This is a genomic window from Paenalcaligenes sp. DL 309, from assembly GCF_057475285.1.
The window spans coordinates 515,908-531,100 of sequence record NZ_JBYBKW010000001.1; the positions used below are offsets into that span (position 1 = coordinate 515,908).

Annotated in this window: 17 protein-coding genes, 2 tRNA genes and 1 pseudogene; 12 read left to right on the forward strand and 8 right to left on the reverse strand. The window is 44.0% G+C overall.

Going from position 1 to position 15,193, the window contains the following annotated elements; genetic code table 11:
• Positions 1–16: 16 nt before the first annotated feature.
• Entirely contained in the window at positions 17–475 is a 459-nt protein-coding gene (fur, locus tag AC2UZJ_RS02415; RefSeq protein ID WP_486948518.1) for a ferric iron uptake transcriptional regulator, read from the reverse strand.
• 155 nt (positions 476–630) lie between these two features.
• Here fur and AC2UZJ_RS02420 point away from each other — a divergent pair, with 155 nt between their 5' ends.
• Positions 631–1,113 carry an outer membrane protein assembly factor BamE gene (locus AC2UZJ_RS02420; RefSeq protein WP_486948519.1) on the forward strand — a complete coding sequence of 161 codons (483 nt, stop codon included), beginning with the start codon at positions 631–633 and terminating at the stop codon, positions 1,111–1,113.
• Positions 1,114–1,211: 98 nt separating this feature from the next.
• Positions 1,212–2,006 (forward strand): 4-hydroxy-tetrahydrodipicolinate reductase, encoded by a 795-nt coding sequence (gene dapB / locus AC2UZJ_RS02425; protein ID WP_486948520.1) that lies wholly within the window; start codon positions 1,212–1,214, stop codon positions 2,004–2,006.
• Here the strand turns inward: dapB and murB are convergent.
• The gene (gene murB, locus AC2UZJ_RS02430; protein ID WP_486948521.1) at positions 1,999–3,021 is read right to left on the reverse strand and encodes a UDP-N-acetylmuramate dehydrogenase; all 1,023 of its coding nucleotides are present in this window, start codon (positions 3,019–3,021) and stop codon (positions 1,999–2,001) included. The genes dapB and murB overlap by 8 nt on opposite strands.
• A 242-nt stretch (positions 3,022–3,263) precedes the next feature.
• Here murB and AC2UZJ_RS02435 point away from each other — a divergent pair.
• From AC2UZJ_RS02435 to AC2UZJ_RS02450, 4 genes are all read left to right on the forward strand, one after another.
• Positions 3,264–3,339, forward strand: a tRNA-Gly gene (locus AC2UZJ_RS02435).
• Between the two features lie 171 nt (positions 3,340–3,510).
• Positions 3,511–5,277 (forward strand): gamma-glutamyltransferase, encoded by a 1,767-nt coding sequence (ggt, locus tag AC2UZJ_RS02440; protein ID WP_486948522.1) that lies wholly within the window; start codon positions 3,511–3,513, stop codon positions 5,275–5,277.
• A 158-nt stretch (positions 5,278–5,435) separates the two neighbouring features.
• Positions 5,436–5,627: a YqaE/Pmp3 family membrane protein gene (locus tag AC2UZJ_RS02445; RefSeq protein WP_486948523.1), complete on the forward strand. Its 192-nt coding sequence runs from the start codon at positions 5,436–5,438 to the stop codon at positions 5,625–5,627.
• A gap of 4 nt (positions 5,628–5,631) precedes the next feature.
• Positions 5,632–6,090 (forward strand): hypothetical protein, encoded by a 459-nt coding sequence (locus AC2UZJ_RS02450; protein ID WP_486948524.1) that lies wholly within the window; start codon positions 5,632–5,634, stop codon positions 6,088–6,090.
• Positions 6,091–6,103: 13 nt separating this feature from the next.
• Here AC2UZJ_RS02450 and AC2UZJ_RS02455 read toward each other — a convergent pair whose 3' ends face one another.
• On the reverse strand, positions 6,104–6,679 hold the full coding sequence (locus tag AC2UZJ_RS02455) for a DNA-3-methyladenine glycosylase (protein ID WP_486948525.1): 576 nt from the start codon (positions 6,677–6,679) through the stop codon (positions 6,104–6,106).
• A gap of 47 nt (positions 6,680–6,726) precedes the next feature.
• Here AC2UZJ_RS02455 and AC2UZJ_RS02460 point away from each other — a divergent pair.
• The 5 genes from AC2UZJ_RS02460 (at position 6,727) to AC2UZJ_RS02480 (ending at position 9,983) form a co-directional block, all read left to right on the forward strand.
• Positions 6,727–6,800, forward strand: a tRNA-Cys gene (locus AC2UZJ_RS02460).
• A 105-nt stretch (positions 6,801–6,905) separates the two neighbouring features.
• On the forward strand, positions 6,906–7,484 hold the full coding sequence (locus AC2UZJ_RS02465) for an NUDIX hydrolase (RefSeq protein ID WP_486948526.1): 579 nt from the start codon (positions 6,906–6,908) through the stop codon (positions 7,482–7,484).
• An 18-nt stretch (positions 7,485–7,502) separates the two neighbouring features.
• Positions 7,503–8,237, forward strand: coding sequence for a leucyl/phenylalanyl-tRNA--protein transferase (gene aat / locus AC2UZJ_RS02470; protein ID WP_486948527.1), 735 nt, complete (start codon positions 7,503–7,505; stop codon positions 8,235–8,237).
• The gene (locus tag AC2UZJ_RS02475) at positions 8,231–8,935 is read left to right on the forward strand and encodes an arginyltransferase (RefSeq protein ID WP_486948528.1); all 705 of its coding nucleotides are present in this window, start codon (positions 8,231–8,233) and stop codon (positions 8,933–8,935) included. The genes aat and AC2UZJ_RS02475 overlap by 7 nt, the downstream gene beginning before the upstream one ends.
• Before the next feature lies 1 nt (position 8,936).
• Positions 8,937–9,983 carry a quinone-dependent dihydroorotate dehydrogenase gene (locus AC2UZJ_RS02480; RefSeq protein ID WP_486948529.1) on the forward strand — a complete coding sequence of 349 codons (1,047 nt, stop codon included), beginning with the start codon at positions 8,937–8,939 and terminating at the stop codon, positions 9,981–9,983.
• Positions 9,984–10,051: 68 nt separating this feature from the next.
• On the opposite strand, the gene phaP is transcribed toward AC2UZJ_RS02480, so the two are convergent.
• The 4 genes and pseudogenes from phaP to AC2UZJ_RS02500 all read right to left on the reverse strand — a co-directional run.
• Positions 10,052–10,633 (reverse strand): TIGR01841 family phasin, encoded by a 582-nt coding sequence (phaP, locus tag AC2UZJ_RS02485; RefSeq protein ID WP_486948530.1) that lies wholly within the window; start codon positions 10,631–10,633, stop codon positions 10,052–10,054.
• 194 nt (positions 10,634–10,827) lie between these two features.
• The gene (locus tag AC2UZJ_RS02490) at positions 10,828–11,634 is read right to left on the reverse strand and encodes an IclR family transcriptional regulator (protein ID WP_486948531.1); all 807 of its coding nucleotides are present in this window, start codon (positions 11,632–11,634) and stop codon (positions 10,828–10,830) included.
• Between the two features lie 118 nt (positions 11,635–11,752).
• The gene (locus AC2UZJ_RS02495; protein ID WP_486948532.1) at positions 11,753–12,556 is read right to left on the reverse strand and encodes a competence/damage-inducible protein A; all 804 of its coding nucleotides are present in this window, start codon (positions 12,554–12,556) and stop codon (positions 11,753–11,755) included.
• Positions 12,557–12,566: 10 nt separating this feature from the next.
• Positions 12,567–13,310: pseudogene (locus AC2UZJ_RS02500) on the reverse strand (EI24 domain-containing protein); the annotation flags it as partial.
• A 110-nt stretch (positions 13,311–13,420) separates the two neighbouring features.
• Between AC2UZJ_RS02500 and AC2UZJ_RS02505 the strand changes: the two are divergent.
• Positions 13,421–13,807, forward strand: coding sequence for a thioredoxin domain-containing protein (locus AC2UZJ_RS02505; RefSeq protein ID WP_486948533.1), 387 nt, complete (start codon positions 13,421–13,423; stop codon positions 13,805–13,807).
• On the opposite strand, the gene AC2UZJ_RS02510 is transcribed toward AC2UZJ_RS02505, so the two are convergent.
• Entirely contained in the window at positions 13,787–15,166 is a 1,380-nt protein-coding gene (locus AC2UZJ_RS02510; protein ID WP_486948534.1) for a DEAD/DEAH box helicase, read from the reverse strand. The genes AC2UZJ_RS02505 and AC2UZJ_RS02510 overlap by 21 nt on opposite strands.
• Between the last annotated feature and the right edge of the window lie 27 nt (positions 15,167–15,193).

A 15,193-nucleotide genomic window follows, 5' to 3' on the forward strand; every position in this document is an offset into this window, starting at 1 on the left:
GCACGTACAGCTGCTTTTAACGGGATTTACTTCTGGGGCCGGGTTTGGTGTTTTCCAAGCACTCATTACAAATGCCATACAATACAAAGGTATGGCTTTCTAACTCAAAACCCAGTCTTTCTGCTATGTCAAACTGACGTTTTTCAATTTCAGGGTCTGAAAACTCCACCACTTTGGTGCAATTGGTACAAATAAAATGATCATGATGATCACCATCGTTAAGCTCAAAAACCGCTTTACCACCATCAAATTGACTACGCATTAAGATGCCCGCTTGCTCAAATTGAGTCAGTACGCGGTACACTGTAGCGAGGCCTATGTCGACATCTTCAGCGATTAATAAACGATAGACGTCTTCAGCGCTTAGGTGGCGCATTTCTTTGGTATCGTCATGACGACGGAACACATCGAGAATCTTAAGGCGCGGGAAAGTCGCCTTAAGCCCCATACTTTTCAATTCATTTTGGTCTTTCATAAGCTAAATTATATATCTATATATCTGATTGGAGGGGGTAAGGCTCGTAGCCCGCACTGCATAATACAAGCGGATTTCGAGATGAAGTGATAATGCACATTTCTCTAAACATTTATATGATAACGACTTTATCCTAACAGGGGCATGCTAAAGCAATGATGACAAAAAAACATTCTAACTTACTCCGATTATGCTTGATTACAGGTATAACTGCTTTAACCTTAAGCGCGTGTAGTGGTACTAAATGGGGCTTTCCTTATAAAGCGCCTGTACAGCAAGGTAACTGGCTTACCGCTTCACAGATTGAACGCCTAGAAGTGGGAATGAGCCGTGAGCAAGTACGCTTTTTACTGGGCTCCCCTACCTTACAAGATATATTTCACAGCGACCGCTGGGATTATCCTTATTTTTACAAACCCGGTACTGGCAAATCAGAGCAACGCTTGTTTACCGTTTGGTTTGATGGAGATTACTTAGTACGCTGGGAAGGCGATGCTATGCCTGATCGTCAGCCCTACGAGCAGTTTGATGCCGGTACCTTTAAAGGTGAAAAAATACAATCTCCTGAAGAAGGTGCCTTTCCTCAGTCTATACAGATCCCAGACGGGCAAATCCTACCTGCTGAGCCGCTGCTTTAATACGACTAAGGCATATACATAATACCATTACAGTTTTAGTACTGATTTATTAGCTACTTATAGCTACTTACACTTATTATTTACTCTTAGGATTTACTATGCGTATTGCAATTGCAGGCGCCGATGGCCGTATGGGTCGTATGCTCATCGAAGCCGTACTTAATAGCGACGATATGAAATTAGCCGTTGCCCTTGATCACTCTGGTGCAGACTCTATAGGTAAAGATGCAGGCGCTTTCTTAGGAAAAGACACAGGCGTGATTATCAGTGATGATTTGACCCAGCTTGCTAATGCAGACTGCCTAATTGATTTTACGCGTCCTGCTGGCACCATGGCTCATGTAGAGGCGTGCTTAATACACAACTGCAAACTCATTATTGGCACCACGGGGTTAAACGCCGAAGAAAAAACAAAAATTGATGCCGCTGCTGAAAAAATCGCTATTGTGTTTGCCCCGAATATGAGTGTAGGCGTGAATGTTACGTTACGCTTAGTGGAAATTGCCGCTCAGCTCATGGAGCAAGGCTTTGATGCTGAAATCTATGAAGCTCACCACCGTAATAAAGTGGATGCTCCTTCTGGTACAGCTTTGGCCATGGGCGAGGCTGTGGCTAAATCTTGGGGTGTAGAGTTAAATGACGTGGCCGACTGGGCTCGCCATGGTGAAACGGGCATACGCAAAGACGGTAATATTGGTTTCTCTGTAGTGCGTGGCGGCGATATTATTGGAGACCATACCGTACTTTTTTGCGGTGAAGGTGAGCGCATTGAAATTACACACCGCTCTAGCAATCGCACCACCTATGCGCAGGGAAGTTTACGCGCTGCTCGCTTCTTAAAAGATAAAAACCAAGGCATTTATAGCATGCAAGACGTGCTAAACATTAACTAATAGTTATAGGCTCTTGCTCTAAGACCACATTGAACAGCTGTTTGATGTGGTCTTTTATTTGCTCTACTAATACCCGTACCTCAGCCGCGGTGGCGCCACCGTAATTCACCAAAACCAGAGCTTGATTTTTATGCATACCTACAGGGCCCACTTGCTTACCCTTCCAGCCCGCCTTATCTATGAGCCACCCCGCCGCCAGTTTAAAATGCTTAGGACCATGTTCATAAGCCACTAAATCAGGATAATCTTGTTTAAGTTGTGCATACTGAGCTGCCGTTACGATGGGGTTTTTAAAAAAGCTGCCAGCATTCGCTAACTCGCGGGGGTGGGGTAATTTTTGTTGACGTACTTGCACCACGGCATCAAAAATACCCTGAGGGGTGAGTTCACCCTGTAAGTCTGGGTGATTTTTTAAATCTGGGTAATGAGTAGTGGGCTGCCATTTTTGTGCTGTATTTAACATAAGCCAAACAGCAGTAATTAAGTAACGCCCGGGTGCACTGCGTTTGAAATAGCTATCGCGATAAGCGAATTCACACTCATCTGTGTGAAAATCACACATTTCTCCACGCTCAAAATCCCAAGCTTGCACTTTGTATATGTGCTGTTCTAGTTCTACGCCGTAAGCCCCTATATTTTGTACTGGAGCCGCCCCCACCGTACCAGGTATTAAGGCAAGATTTTCTAGACCATACCAGCCTTTTTTTAAACAATGCTGTACAAACTGATGCCAGTTCTCGCCTGCTTGAGCTTCTATAATCACTTCCCCTGCTCGTTGCTTTATTAAACGTATGCCTTTATTTTGCGCTTTAATAACTAAGGCATCAATGTTTTCAGCCATCACCACATTACTACCACCTCCTAATATCCAACGCCTTTTATGAGGCTGTTTTCGTACTAAGGTTTGTAAAGCAGGTAATTGATTAGGATCATCAAACACCACCACTCTAGCGCCACGTGCAGGCAGCGCTAAGGTATTAAAGAGGCTTAAATCATAATCACGGTAAAGCAGCATGATAGTAATAGGTATAAAGATAAAAATAACGCTAAAAACAATACATCTATTTTACCTCGTCTGAAAAAAGATGTTGACAAAGATTTGAAACAAGACTATATTTAAATCTTTGGTGCTAGCGGCATACCAGCCAAAGCCATCAAAAGCAGTAAAAAATTTATTTAAAATAAAGCTTGCAATTAATAAAAGATTAGCTTATAATTTTAAATTGTTGGGAAACAAACCCACTAAAAAATAACAATGCGGGAATAGCTCAGCTGGTAGAGCGCAACCTTGCCAAGGTTGAAGTCGCGAGTTCGAGTCTCGTTTCCCGCTCCAAATTTTTAAAAAAGCACTTGTTAATTCAAGTGCTTTTTTTGTTTGTAAGTACTGGGGGCCCGGTCATGTCCCCTTTGCCCAATGGCGACAAGCTAAACTCGTGCTTTTCTCCTTGTTGGTATAGTCTTATGATACAACTCTAAGAACATAAAACCTCAAGGAGACACCAGTATGTCTAAAAAGCTCATTCAGCTCAGCGCTGCCAGCACGGTTATTGCCTTACTTACAGTCGGCTGTGCCCATCAATCTTCTCACCCTGAATTCACCCAAACCGCCTCCACTCAAGCCGTTTCTGCGGCTTATGATCATACGCTTTCTGTTTTTCACCCAGTAACAGCAGAAAATGGCATGGTGGCTACCGAACATGAACTCGCCTCTAACATTGGATTGCAGATATTAGAACAAGGGGGCAATGCCGTTGATGCTGCCGCTGCAGTCGGATTTGCGCTAGCCGTAGTACTGCCTAATGCTGGCAATATTGGTGGCGGTGGCTTTATGATGTATCACGATGCGGCTAGCCAAGGCCAAGTGGCACTGGATTTTCGTGAAATGGCCCCAGCGGGCGCTCATCGCGATGTGTATTTAGACGAAGCCGGCAATGTGATTGACGGTAAATCACTCTTCACCCATTATGCCGTAGGCGTGCCGGGTACAGTCGCTGGCTTAGAACATGCTCTTAATAAATGGGGCAGCATGTCTTTGTCCCAAGTGATTCAACCCGCAATTGATTTAGCAGAAAACGGTTTTGAAGTTAGTGAAACCCTAGCCAAGGTATTAGAACGCTCAGCCAACAACATGGGTCAATGGCCAGCCACTACCGCTATTTTTTGGCGCAATGGCGCCCCCCTCAAAGCAGGTGATTTATTAGTACAAAAAGATTTGGCTAAATCGTTACGACTGATTGCCAATCAAGGCAGCTATGCCTTTTACAAAGGCGACATTGCTAAACGCATTGCGGCTGAAATGCAAGCTTACCCAGGCGCCATCACCATGGCAGATTTAGCGAATTACCAAGCCATTGAACGTCAACCTACACGCGGCACCTATCGGGGCTATGATATAGCCACCATGCCGCCGCCATCTTCTGGCGGACCACATTTAGTGCAAATATTAAATATTGCTGAGCGCTGGCCTCTAGGTGAATGGGGCCATAATAGTGCCAAATCGGTGCACTACATGACAGAAGCCATGAAATTAGCTTATGCCGATCGTGCTGAATACTTAGGGGATCCAGACTTTGTAGATGTACCCGTTTCAGGCTTAGTCTCTAAACACTATGCCGACAACTTAGCACAACGCATCAATGATAAAGCCACACCATCTGCCAAGATCAAGCCCGGTAATCCTTTGCCTTATGAAAGTGATCAAACCACGCACTATTCCATTATGGATAAAAACGGCAATGCCGTGGCAGTTACTTACACGCTCAATACAAACTTTGGTTCCGGTATTGTGGCAGAAGGTACAGGTATCTTATTGAATAATGAAATGGATGACTTCTCTGCCAAACCAGGGGTAGCAAATGCCTACGGCTTAGTAGGCGGGGAAGCCAATTCTGTAGCTCCCGGTAAGCGCCCACTGTCATCTATGACACCCACCATAGTACTTAAAGATAACGAGCCCTTTTTAGTCACAGGTAGTCCTGGTGGCGCCCGTATTATTACTACCGTCTTGCAAACGGTAATGAATGCTATTGATCACAACATGAATCCCGCCGAGTCTGCCGCCGCTTTGCGCGTACACCATCAGTGGACTCCTGATGAGCTGCGTGTAGAACAGGGTTTTAATAGTGATACAGCTCGTATCTTAGAGGCGCAAGGCCATGACGTTAAGGTTAAGGCATCTATGGGCCGCACCCAAACCATTCAGCGCGATGGCACCAGCCTGTGGGGCGCCTCAGACCCTCGTAATCCAGATGGACTAACATTAGGATATTAATACCCCTCACTAATAACCCCACGTCATTTTTAGCTTTACAAATCTTAGCAATCGAGTGAGGTCACTCCTGCAACAATAGCTATAGCTTTGTATCAAGGCAGCGCCCAATAATATTTTCTTTAGATTATAATTATTGCTGTTTTTTTATAAGGATTTTTATGCGTTTACTATTAGCTATATTCTTGCCTTTTGCGGCGTTCTTTACTATAGGACGTCCTTTAGCTGGCATTATTTGTTTAATTTTACAAATCACGTTAATTGGTTGGATTCCAGCGGCTATTTGGGCCACTTATGCACTTAGCCAATACCAAACAGATCAGAAAATTAAAAACTCCATGATGGGACGTTAATTACATGCCAATTATTGCCGCCGTTATTATCGCTTTCGCTGCCTTAGTTTATGCGGGCTATTTAATTTACACTTTCGTTGCCGCTCAGTTTGGCCCAGCCATGGGTGGTGGCGCAGTGGTAATAACGGCGGCGATTCTTATTACGCTAATAGTTATAGCCGTAAATCGCTACTATCGCTTACACGGCAAAACAATTAACAAACAGCGAATTTTAGAAGATGCCTTAAGTGATGGTTCTATTCAAATAGAACCCAATGATAAAAGCGGGGTTATTAAACGTACTTCTCTGCCTGATCTGCCTTTTATTTTTGCGGATATACAGCAAGTACAATCTCAAGGCGATAACACTATAGAATTACAGCTGCGCGGCACTACCGAACCCACTCAACTACGTTTTACCGAAGCCGCTACGGCTACGCTTTGGGTCAAGCGCTTACAAATGGCGGCCGAACAAAAGCTTTGAAGTTAAATTTGCCTTATTTACGAGATATATAAGCGCTGTTTCCGTCATAAAATCGTAAGGGCTTGAGTGCCCACTCCCCTGCATAGTCCACACCTACTCGTGGCTTTGCTATGATGTGCTCCGATTTTACTGAAGGGCTATCTAGTAAATAAATACGCTCGGGCACACAAAGATCCGTACCATAATCACTGCGATCTATGCCCATGGCCTTGCACAACCGCCCCGGCCCATTAGTATTGGTGCCTACGTTTAATACGGGTTCAATGGCTCGCAGTAATACGCCTGAACCACTACCTACCGGCCCAGTCACCGTATTCATGCAATGATGTATACCGTAAATCAAATAAACATACGCATGCCCCGGCTCACCAAACATGGCTTGATTACGGGGAGTAAGACCTCTAGAAGTATGGGCGGCTAAATCGTGTGGGCCTAAATAGGCTTCTGTTTCTACTATACGACCTGCACGCAGCTCACCTTCTTTATGAACAACTATGATCTTTCCTAATAACTGCTGAGCCACCGCTGCACAGTCTTCATTAGCGTAGAAGTCCCGGCTTAAAAGAGGATAATCGGGTATTTTATTCATAACTTGTAAAAAAACCTTATTTTAGCTATAATCATTTATTGCTTAAAGGCGCAATGGCAGATAGGTTATGCACCGGATTGCAAATCCGTGTAGGTCGGTTCGATTCCGGCTTGCGCCTCCATAGATTTTAAAGGCTCACGTTTTTACGTGGGCTTTTTTTATGGCTCGCTACCTAGGCGCAAACATATGTTCTACAATCACTCTATTAACACCTATATAGATGATTATGACTACGCCTTCTGAATTTTACTTCCCTAATCCTCGCACCCTGCACTACTGCACTCAGTGCGCCAATCCTTTAGCAAAAATCATCCCTCCTGATGACACCATAGTACGCGAAGTCTGCCTGCAGTGCGGCTCCGTGCATTATCAAAACCCACGTAATGTGGTGGGCGTGGTGCCTATTTGGGAAGACAAGATCCTACTTTGTAAGCGCGCCATTGAGCCGCGTTATGATACGTGGACCTTACCTGCAGGTTTTATGGAACTCAAAGAAACCACCGCTGAAGGCGCCATGCGTGAGGCTGATGAAGAGGCCGGTGCTAATCTAGAGCTAGGACAATTATTTACCCTCATCGATGTACCCAGTGCCGGCCAAGTACATGTGTATTACTTAGCCAAGGTACTCAGTCCAGAGCTTGATCCCGGTCCCGAGTCTTTAGAAGCCAGATTTTTTGAGTTTGATGAAATCCCTTGGGATAATCTTTCTTTCCGTACAGTTAGTACAACTATAGAACATTACTTAGCCGACAGGGCCAAAGGTGTTTTTTCCATACGCAACTACACGCTTAGTGAAAAAGTTTAAACCAATACTTATACCTGAATGACAGCGATTACTATCCCCTGGCTAGCTACTGAAGACCCTTTTCCCCCAGTAAGCCACGCTTTAGATCAAGGCTTACTAGCAGCGGGAGCAGATCTGAGTGTGCCTCGCCTACTCGATGCATATAGCAAAGGAATATTCCCTTGGTTTAATGAAGGGGAGCCTATACTTTGGTGGTCCCCTAACCCCCGTGCTGTACTGCAATGTAAGCAATTTAAGCTGTCTAAATCGTTAGCAAAAAAATGCAGACAAATAACACGCAAGGATTCCATCATAAAAGTCACCACAAACACCGCTTTTTTACAAGTAATTAGCCAATGCTCAACTACGCGTAAACAGCAAGAAGGCACGTGGATTTCAAATGAAATTATAGAAGCGTATTACCACTTGCATCGCTGTCAGCATGCGCACAGTGTTGAAGTCTGGCAAGGCCAGCAGCTGGTAGGTGGGCTTTATGGCGTGCAACTGGGGCAGTTTTTCTTTGGTGAGTCGATGTTTAGCTTAATGAATGACGCCAGTAAAATCGCTTTATATTATTTAACGCTTTACTTACAAAAGCATCTGAACATTCAATACATAGATTGCCAGCAAGAAACGGCTCATTTAACCATTCTAGGAGCCCAAAGCATACCCCGAAATCATTTTGAAGAACTGCTGCAGCAATACACGTCTCTAGAGACCGCTAACTGGGGTAGAGGCCAGCTGAGCGCGGATGGTGTTTTATTGCCGTGCTAAAAAACATACAATTTTATGCCACATCTACGTATAACTGCAGTTATTTGCCGCCTAAAAAAGCACGTTCTTTGGTGGCGGCACCATCGTATTTAATTGATCGCCCTGCCTATGACGCTCTTATTAACTTAGGCTTTAGGCGCAGTGGCACCTTTACGTATAGACCTCATTGTGATCACTGCAAAGCATGTACTCCTATACGAATTAATACGCAGCAATTTCAACCCAGTCGTAACCATCGTCGCACACTAAAACAATTTCAGTATTTACGTGTCATTCATAAACCCTTAGTCTGGGAAGAAGAGCACTACGCGCTGTATAGAGAGTACCAAGCGATACGCCATAGTGGTTCAGAGATGGATAATGACGATAAGTCACAATATATTGAATTTTTACTCTCTAGCAATGTGAACTCTCATCTCATTGAGTTTAGAGACGGCGAACAACTCAAAATGGTGGCTTTAGTAGATAAAGTCGCCCAAGGTTTATCTGCGGTTTATACTTTTTTTGATCCTTACACCTCAGGCTTAGGCACGTATGGTATTTTATGGCAGCTTAATTACTGTAAAGCAGCAAGCTTACCGTGGCTATACTTAGGTTATTGGATAGAGCAAAATCCTAAAATGTCATATAAAACTCGCTTTACTCCTTATCAATTATTTCTAAATAACGAATGGGTCTATCCCACTGTGGACAAATAACATGTCATTACTGCTCCATACCTACGGCTTGATGCGCCCTTTTTTATTTTATTTAGAGGCTGAAAAAGCCCATGAACTCACGTTAAAGGGCTTAGATAAAGCACACCAAATTGCCGCAACTCTTATACGTCAAGAGCTCTATTTGCCTACCACTTTAATGGGATTACATCTTAAAAACCCCGTGGGTTTAGCGGCAGGCTTGGATAAAAATGGCGCACATATTGACGCCTTAGGCGCTTTAGGTTTTGGTTTTGTAGAAGTGGGCACTGTCACTCCAGAGCCACAAGTTGGAAATCCCAAACCCCGTCTGTTTAGAATCCCTGCCAAAGAAAGTCTGATCAATAGATTTGGCTTTAATAATGACGGCTTAGGGCAGTTTATAAAAAATGTACAACAAAGTCAGTGGCGTAACGATGGCGGCATCTTAGGTTTAAATATTGGTAAAAATGCCAATACGCCCATGGAGCAAGCCACAGACGATTACCTAAAAGGTTTGGATGGCGTTTACGCACATGCGGATTACATCACCGTTAATATTTCTTCCCCCAACACGCAAAATTTGCGTGAGCTACAAGCCGAAAATGAACTATTACAACTACTAGGCGCTCTTAATACACGCCGGCAAGAACTACAGGTAGAGCACGGGCGTTATGTGCCTATAGCGGTTAAAATCGCCCCAGACATGGATGAAGCACAAATAGACAGTATTGCCACCGCTGTGCAGCAATGCAAAATTGATGGCATTATTGCCACCAACACTACCCTTAGCCGCGATTACGTGTCCATGCAGCCACACGCAAATGAACAAGGCGGCTTATCAGGCCCAGCAGTGCATGCGCTTTCTCTACGGGTCATTGAGCGTTTACGTCAGCGATTAGGGCCCGACTATCCCATTATAGGTGTAGGTGGTATTAACTCAGGCGTAGAAGCGGTAGAAAAAGTACAAGCCGGCGCCAATGCTATCCAGCTCTATACCGGTCTTATCTATCAAGGGCCATTATTAATTCGAGATTGTGTAGACGCCCTACGTAATCACCAGCAAAAATAAAAAAAGCCCTTGGATTAAATCTCCAAGGGCTTTGAATACTGTGAGCTACTTTTTAGTAGCTGCAGCTATTACTTAGCTTTACGAGCTTGAGCCATGTTTTTCTCTACAACTTCAGCAGCTTGCTCAGCTGTTTTCATTGCAGCACCACTAGCAGCGGCCATATTGGCTTCACTTAACTCAGCGGCTTGACGGCTAGCTTTTAATACCGTGTCTGTGGCGTTGCTAGCAGCAACTAAACCGGACTTAACTAACGCAACGGCGCTTTCGCTACCAGCAGGTGCGTTTTTAGCAAAGCTTTCTACAAACTCAGCGGCTTGCTGCTGATTATCAGCGATTTGTTTTTCTGTTAGCTGAGTAATTTCTTTTTGTACTTGGCTAACGATTTCAAATACGTCTTTACCGTAGTTTAATACTTGCTCAGCGGAAGGCTTGGATAAATCAGTAGCAAAATTAGCGGCTTGTTGTACGTCTTGTAGACCAGCAACTTGCTGAGACTTAGCAGCGATTTCATCTAAGGAAGATTTGAAAAGCTTAACGTTTAAGTTAATTAACTGCTCGAAACCGTTAAAAATGTGGTTTTGAGCGGCTACTAGGTTGTTAAAGCTACGCTGTTGATTAGCAACTAATTGTTTTTGAGTTTCTGTGTTCATGGTGTTGTCCTTTAAGGGTTTGATTCGAAATAAATTAATTAGCAATTACCGAAAATTACCGAAGGCCTAAACCGCTAGAACACAACGGAAAAACCTTCTATTGGTGCACTGCAACAATACATTCATTGTACCTAGTTATAGACCGGCGTCAAGTGGCGTCTATACATTTATTTGTAAGTTGTTGTTTTTTATTTTTACTTCCTATCCCGCATGGACTCAAAGCCTAGGGCGGTTGAAATCGATTTAGCCGTCTCTCGTAGTACAGGTATCCAGCTATCTTGTAATCGTTCTGCTGGGGCAGATAACGATAAACCAGCCACTAAAGTACCCGTATCATCATAGATACTTGCGGCAATGCAACGCACGCCTAGCTCTAACTCTTCATTATCACGCGCATAACCATGTCTACGCACCAAACTCAATTCATTTTCTAAACTTGCAATTTGTGTAATGCTATTACGCGTGTTCCCTGTTAAACCAGTGCGCATCACATAAGCTCGAACTTGGCGCGCATCCCATTGCGATAAAAACAGCTTACCGCTAGAGGTTAAATGCAAAGGTGCATGGCCACCTATAGCCCGTACCACTTGCATGCCTGAGTTTTCACTCCAAGAGCGCTCCACATACACAATCTCATCACCTTGTTGCAAAGCAAGGTTTACAGTTTGACCGGTAATTTTGTGCAATTCACGCATCGGCTCTACCGCTACTGTGCGTACATTTAAACGCCCTTTAACTAAGGAGCCCAGCTCTAAAAAACGCATACCTAGACTATACAAGCCGTTATCCACACGCTCCACATATCGCCCCACCACTAGATCATTTAAAATACGATGAGCCGTGGAAGTGTGCAGACCCGTAGCTTTCGCCAAGTCTTTAAGAGCCACGGGCTCGGTTTGATGTGCCAACTCATCTAATAAAATCATGGCACGTTCTAGAACTTGTATGGTGACTAAACCGGAGTTGATGCCTGGAGTTGGCATAGTTTTAGCAGCAAGCATAATAATTCGCCTAAATAGTCTTTTTCTGTGTAATAGATGTATATATTAAGTTATTGCATTGCAGCAATTCCATATTATGAAAGTATATACCACAGGGAGCACTTATTTGCGATTTTTTCTACTTCGCTAAGGGGCTTAAAGTCGCGCCTAGGGCCAATGCCTGTTGTTGCAAATACGCAATGGCTTCAGCGCATGCCGTGGGCTCACCCTTAACACCTAACTCTATATGCGGATTATGACCTGTTTCCCCCATGCTGGGTAAGCTAAAAGCTTGTACAGCAGGCCAACGCTGCTCCACCGCCAATAAAGCAGGCACAATGCGTGACTCCGGTATAGAAAAAACCACAAAGGAGTGCTCAGTGTGTTGTTCTTTATGCTGAAATTGCCGGTATTTATTATCCAGCACCCATTCAATCATGGGCCAAGCCATAACAGGAAACCCAGGCGTAAAGGTATGATTATTAATAAAAAAACCTGGGATCTTATTATAAGGATTGGGTACAATTTCAGCACCTACCGGGAATACGCCCATTTCTAAACGTTGTTGATTTTCTGGTGTAGACATATCGACTTTGTCATTGGGCCCAGCTTGATCTTGGGTGCGCTCTGTAATGAGGGCTTTCGCCTCCGGGTGTAAGGCCAACTCCACACCTAAAGCAGCTGCAGCCGCTTGACGAGTGCGGTCATCTGGCGTGGCGCCTATGCCGCCACAGCTAAATACAATATCGTTCGTAGCAAAACTTGCGGCTAAAGTACGCTCAATATCTGCCGGAGCATCAGAAATAATTTGTGCACTCTTTAATTTAAGGCCGCGCACTTTTAAAAGTTCAACCACACGTGAAAAGTGTTTATCTTGGCGACGCCCAGATAAAATCTCATCACCAATAATAATTAGCCGTATAGCAGGTTTTTGCATCGTCATCTCTCAGTCTTCAAAGTGTGAGCTCATTAGCATTTAAAGTAGTTTCTGCCCGCAGCTCAGCTAAAGCAGCTAAATTAAAATGCGCAAAAGCCAGGGCTGAAAAAACGGGTAAAATAAACCAAGCAGGTGGTAATAAATTAAGTAAAGCCATACATAAACCTAGGAGCCAATACGCTTTATTGTAGCGTTTTAATAAAATACTACGCTCTGCTTTGCTGGCATGCTCAACCATAGAGTCCACCCGTAGCAAGCGGGTAAAAGCAAAGGTCCACCAAAACACGGGCAAAATTAAAGCTAGCGGCGCAATAAGCCAAAACGGTAAGGTTAAAAACCAGCCTAAAATAAATAATAACCCCACCCACAGCGCATTGCCTACACTATAGCTAAATGCATTCGTACCCTGTTTTTTTAATTGTGGGTAATGTTTAACTTGCACAAAAGATAAAGCCAAAGGCATCACCATCACAGCAGACACAATTAAACCTGCAATACCGGCCAAAGGTAATAATGCCCCCGCTGCTAACAATGGCACCACAAACACTTTTAAAGCAAATAAACCCGCTCCCACTAGCCAAAGATCTGACTGTGCATTTAATACTCCCCACTGCTCTAGCCATAAGGCAATATGTTCCTTAAGAGGCGTCCAAAACAGCCATAGCAGCACCACGGCCCCCACTAAAGCCACCATAAAAGGTAATAGCAACGCTCCTAACATTTTAGGGCTAAACTGTGAAACAACAGCTTGGCTTAACGCTTGCTGAATTCGTTTTATAGAGCTTTGAGAGCTAAAATAAACGGTAGATTCATTAGGAAGTTGATTCATAAATTCATAGATTTCATAAATTAAATCATTAGGAGTGGACGATGTTTTATCCAGAAAAAAAACTAGAACAATTACAACACAAACTGTCTACGCTTAGCGATGATGAGTATGTAATTGTATGCTTTTGCGCTGCTTGGTGCAGAACCTGCAATGGCTTCAAAGCACAATTCGAAGCCTTAGCGCCTAAACACCCTCAACATGCTTTTGTATGGGTAGATGTAGAGGAGCACGAAGACTTACTTATAGACGAAGACATAGAAGACTTCCCTACTATTTTGATTCAAAATAAAAAAGGGACCTTATTTTATGGTCCCTTATTGCCATTTGCTGAACACATTGAACGTTTATTACAACAAGCTCAAACTAAGGCACAATACATAGATCCGGTGACAAGTTTTGAACAACTGTTAATTACCGCCGCCCAATAACACCCCTACATCACGTTTTTTATTCGTATTGCCATTACCGTTTTTATTGCTCTTTTCTGTAGCAGCTTGTTTTTGAGCGCTAGGAGCAGTAGTTGGCTGATAGGGTTTATAAAAAATCTCATCTTGCGGCTTGTTATGTCGATGACGGCCGCGAGCAGGTCTGGCTACAGATGGCTTAGGTGCTGCAGTATTAGGTAAATCTAATTTTTGTAAGCTCAGTTTGGTACCAATAAGCTTTTGAATATCTACCCACAGATGATTTTCTTCTGCACTCACCAAAGCAATGGCTTCACCCTTGGCTCCAGCACGGCCGGTACGTCCAATGCGGTGTACGTAGTCTTCCGCATTAAAGGGTAAATCATAATTAATTACGCAAGGTACTCCTGCCACATCTAAACCACGTGCCGCTACGTCCGTGGCCACTAAGATTTCAAGCTCATCAGCTTTAAAGGCCTCTAACACCTTCATACGTTCTAGCTGACTTTTATCCCCATGTATGGACTCAGCTTTAAGGCCTTCACGCTCTAATTGGCGCGCTAAGCGTGCAGCTGTCAACTTCCTATTGGTAAATACAATCACTTGGCTGAGTTTTTTACTGCGTACTATGTGGGCTACCGCAATACGTTTTTCATCCCCTTCCGCCGCGTAAGCACTTTGGGCTACGGTGTCTGCCGTGGTGTTACGGCCAGCCACTTCAATACTAACGGGATTATTTAGGAAATTATTGCCTAGTTTACGAATCTCTGGACTAAAGGTGGCAGAAAACAGCAAGCTTTGACGCTGCTTTGGTAGCTGGCGCACAATACGGTCTAAGTCTGGTAAAAAGCCCATATCAAGCATACGGTCTGCCTCATCTAGCACCAAAATACCCACTTGACTTAGATTCACATTTTTTTGCTCTATGTGATCAAGCAAACGGCCAGGGGTGGCAATAAGAATTTCGCATCCTTGGCGTAGTTCATCACGTTGCACTCGTATATCCACCCCACCAAACACAATGGCTGAACGCAGTGGGGTATTTTTACAATAGAGCTTAACGCTCTCACCCACTTGATTCGCTAGCTCACGTGTGGGCGTTAAGATTAACGCCCGCACAGGGTGACGTGCAGGCGAAGCACTGGTAGTAGCAAACGCCATTAATCGATGCAAAATGGGTAATGAAAAAGCAGCTGTTTTACCCGTACCCGTTTGTGCAGCACCCATCACATCTCGGCCTTCCATCACTACAGGTAAGGCTTGCGCTTGAATGGGAGTGGGGGTGGTGTAGCCCGTAGCTACAATGGATGAGAGTAAATCAGGGTGTAATCCAAAACTAGAAAAGCTAAGATCTGTATTTGTATCTGTATTTTTTTCTTTCATTGATGAATTTATATTGCGTTGCGGCGC